A 3,543-nucleotide genomic window follows, 5' to 3' on the forward strand; every position below is an offset into this window, starting at 1 on the left:
CCGTCAGTGGGTAGTGCGAGCCGTCCAGCATCTCGACGGCGGTGACCTGCATTCCGTCCAGCGCGGAACCGGCCTCGCTCAGCGCAGCCCTGTCGACGGGGTAGGACTCGAAGACGAACAGCGTGTTGAACAATGCCGCCAGGCCCGCGGCCTGGTGAATGTCGGTCAGGCCGATGTAGTGGTGCTCGAGCAGGTCGGCCTGCTCGGACTGCAAGCGTCCCAACAACTCTGACACCGCGGCGCCGGAATCGATGCGAACCCGGACCGGGATGGTGTTGATGAACAAGCCGACCATCGACTCGACGCCGGCCACCTCGGCCGGGCGACCGGAGACGGTGGCACCGAACACGACGTCGGACTGCCCGGTCATCCGGCCCAGCACGACCGCCCATGCGGCCTGCACCATCGTGTTGACCGTGACACCCAGCCCGGCTGCGACCTCCGCGAGCTGCGCCGTCTCGGCGTCGCTCAGGTTGACACCGACCTTCCCGACACCGGACTCGGCGCCGAACTGGCGTCCAGCCGATGCGAGCAGTGTCGGTCCCTCGAGCCCCTCGAGTGCCTGCGCCCACGTCGCCAGCGAACGGTGGCGGTCCTGCGCGGCCAGCCACACCAGGAAGTTGCGGTACTCCCGCACCCGCGGCAGCACCGACAGATCGCCGCTGACCGCATAAAGCACCAACAGATCCCGCATCAGCAGCGGCATCGACCAGCCATCGAGCAGCACGTGGTGCGCCGTCACGCCCAGCTGCCACGCGTCGTGGCCGGTGCGGATCAGGGTGAAACGCACAAGCGGCGGGCGGGTCATATCGAACCCGTCGGACTGATCCGCGGCCAGCACCGCACGGGCGTGCTCGGCCCGCTCGCCCTCGGGCAACAACGTCAAATCCAGCTCACGCCAAGGCAACTCGACCCGATCGAGCACGAGCTGCACCGCGACACCCGAAGAATCCGCGAGGAATGCGGTCCGCAGGTTCGCATACCGGTCGGTCAGCGCTTGCGCAGCCGAACGCAACCGCTCCGGATCGACATAGCCGCCCAACTGCACGATCGCCTGCGTCGTATACACGTCGACGTCGCCGGCATCGGCGGTGAGCATCGCGTGGAACAGCAGACCGGACTGCATCGGCGAGAGTTGCCAGACATCGGTCAGGTTGGGGTAGCGCTGTTCCCAGCCGTCGATATCGTCCTGGCCCACCGCGACCAACGGCAGATCCGAGGGAGTGAGGCCACCGGCGTCCGGCGCCGCACTGTGCTGCGCGAGCCCGCGCAACGCGTCGCTCCACAGGTCCGCGAGTTCCGTGACGTCGTTGCGGTCGATCACCCCGCGCGGGAACGTGAATCCGGCAGTGAGGACGCCGTCGTCCTCGACGAGCGCATTGATGTCAACAACCGCGTGCGCCGGAATCGTCGACTCGACCTCCGAGGTCAGCTCCCGCAACGCACCAGAAAGTCCCCACCCGATATCGGCGAGTGCCGCCGGCACCTCAGTGGCACCGACCCGGCCGAGGTAGTTGAAGCTGACCTGCCCATGCGGCAGATCGGCCAGCACCGCACCGGATTCGCCACCGAGGTGGCGGAGCAGCCCGTAGCCCATGCCTCGATCCGGGATGGCCAGTAGCTGTTCCTTGACCGCCTTGATCGCCTCGCCCGCAGCAACGCCACCATTGAAGGCATCGGCCACATCGATCCCGGCAAGGTCTGCGCGCACCGGGTAGGCGCTGGTGAACCAGCCCACCGTGCGCGACAGGTCTGCACCTGGGATCAGGGTTTCCTCGCGGCCGTGGCCTTCCATGCGCACCAAAGCAGACGAGAGGTCGACGCCCCGATTGCGCCGCCACGTCACGAGCGCCATTGCCAACGCGGCAAGCAGTCCGTCGTTGACACTCGCGCGATACAGCTCGGGCAGATCACGCAGCACCGCATCGGTCACGTCGGCGGGGATCTTCACCTCGACCCGTTCCGTCGTCGCCTCGATGTCGATCTTCGGATCGAGCGCCCGCGAACCCAGCAGCGGATCCTCGGCGTCGAGGATTTCGCGCCACAGCTCGAGCTCCACGGATCGGCCCGGCGTCACCGCTTCCTCGGCCAGTGCGTGGGTCCAGCGGCGCATCGAGGTACCGACCGGCGCCAATGCCACCGGTTGACCCGCAGTCAACTGCGACCACGCGATCGCCATGTCCGGCACCAGAATTCGCCACGTCACGCCATCGACGACGAAATGGTGCCCGACGATGTAGAGCACGCCGTGCCGGTCCGCTCCTTCGAAGTCGAACCAGAGGAACCGCACCATGTCACCGGTCTGCGGATCCAGCTCACGCAGAGCCGAATCGGCGGCGCGCGACGCGACCGCGTTCAACTCGGCGTCATCGATATCGGCAGGCACCGGGTAATGACGGATCCACTCCGCCACGTCGACTGAACCCGCCGGGCGTGCCTCGAAAACCCATTCGCCCTCGGCGTCGCGGTCCAAGATGGCGCGCAGCATGTCGTGCTGATCGACAACCGCGGCAATGGTCTTGGTCAACAACTCCAGGTCCATCGACGCCGGAACCTGCACCGGCACAGCCTGATTGAACGTCCGGAAATCCCCACCACCGGCAAGGAAGCCCGCCATCACCGGCATCAGCGGCATAGTGCCCACGCCGCCGCCGGGCAACTCGGCCAGGGTCTGCACCTCGGCGGTGCCGTCGTCGAACACCGCGACCTCGGCCAACCCGGCCACCGTCCGCTGCTCGAACACATCACGCGGGGAGAACCTGATCCCCCGCGCCCGCGCCCGGGACACAAGCTGGATCGACACGATGCTGTCGCCGCCAAGTGCGAAGAACGAATCATCGACACTGACCGACTCGAGACCGAGGACCTCGGCCATCACCTCGGCCAGGGCAGCCTCGAGCGGGGTGGACGCGGCACGGAACTCCGCGACCTCGAACACGGGCGCCGGCAACGCATTACGGTCCAGCTTGCCGGCGGGGGTCAACGGAACATGATCGATCACCATGAATGCCGACGGCACCATGTAACCCGGCAACCGGTCGCCGACGAATTTCGCCAACGCCACCGAATCGATAGCGGTGCCCGGAGTCGGCTGTACATAGGACACCAGAACCGTGGCACCGGAATCGAGTTGGCGTCCCATCGTCACCACGAATCCGACCGACTCGTGCGACGCAAGGACCGCGTCGATCTCGCCGAGCTCGATACGCTGACCACGCAGCTTCACCTGGAAGTCGGAGCGGCCCACATACTCCAACTCGGGCGCGGAGCGCGCGAAGCGACCCTGCTGTGGAGCCTTCCAGCGGACAAGGTCACCGGTGCGATACAGGCGTCCCCCGGCCCCGAAGGGGTTGGCCACGAAGCGTTCCGCACTCAAGTCGGGGCGACCGAAGTAGCCGCGCGCCAACTGCGAGCCCGCCACATACAACTCGCCCGCGACCCCGAACGGCACCGGCCGCAAGCGGGCATCGAGCACGAACACCTGGGTGTTCCACACCGGTGAACCGATCGGCACCACCGACACATCCGCATCGGTCACGGTGT

Annotated in this window: 1 protein-coding gene; it reads right to left on the reverse strand. The window is 67.0% G+C overall.

The features are described 5' to 3' along the window. A partial coding sequence (locus A8G08_RS14540; RefSeq protein ID WP_157108583.1) for a condensation domain-containing protein occupies positions 1–3,543 on the reverse strand: 3,543 nt, incomplete at both ends.

This window comes from Aldersonia kunmingensis, assembly GCF_001646865.1.
In the GTDB taxonomy this organism is placed as follows: Bacteria; Actinomycetota; Actinomycetes; order Mycobacteriales; family Mycobacteriaceae; genus Aldersonia; species Aldersonia kunmingensis.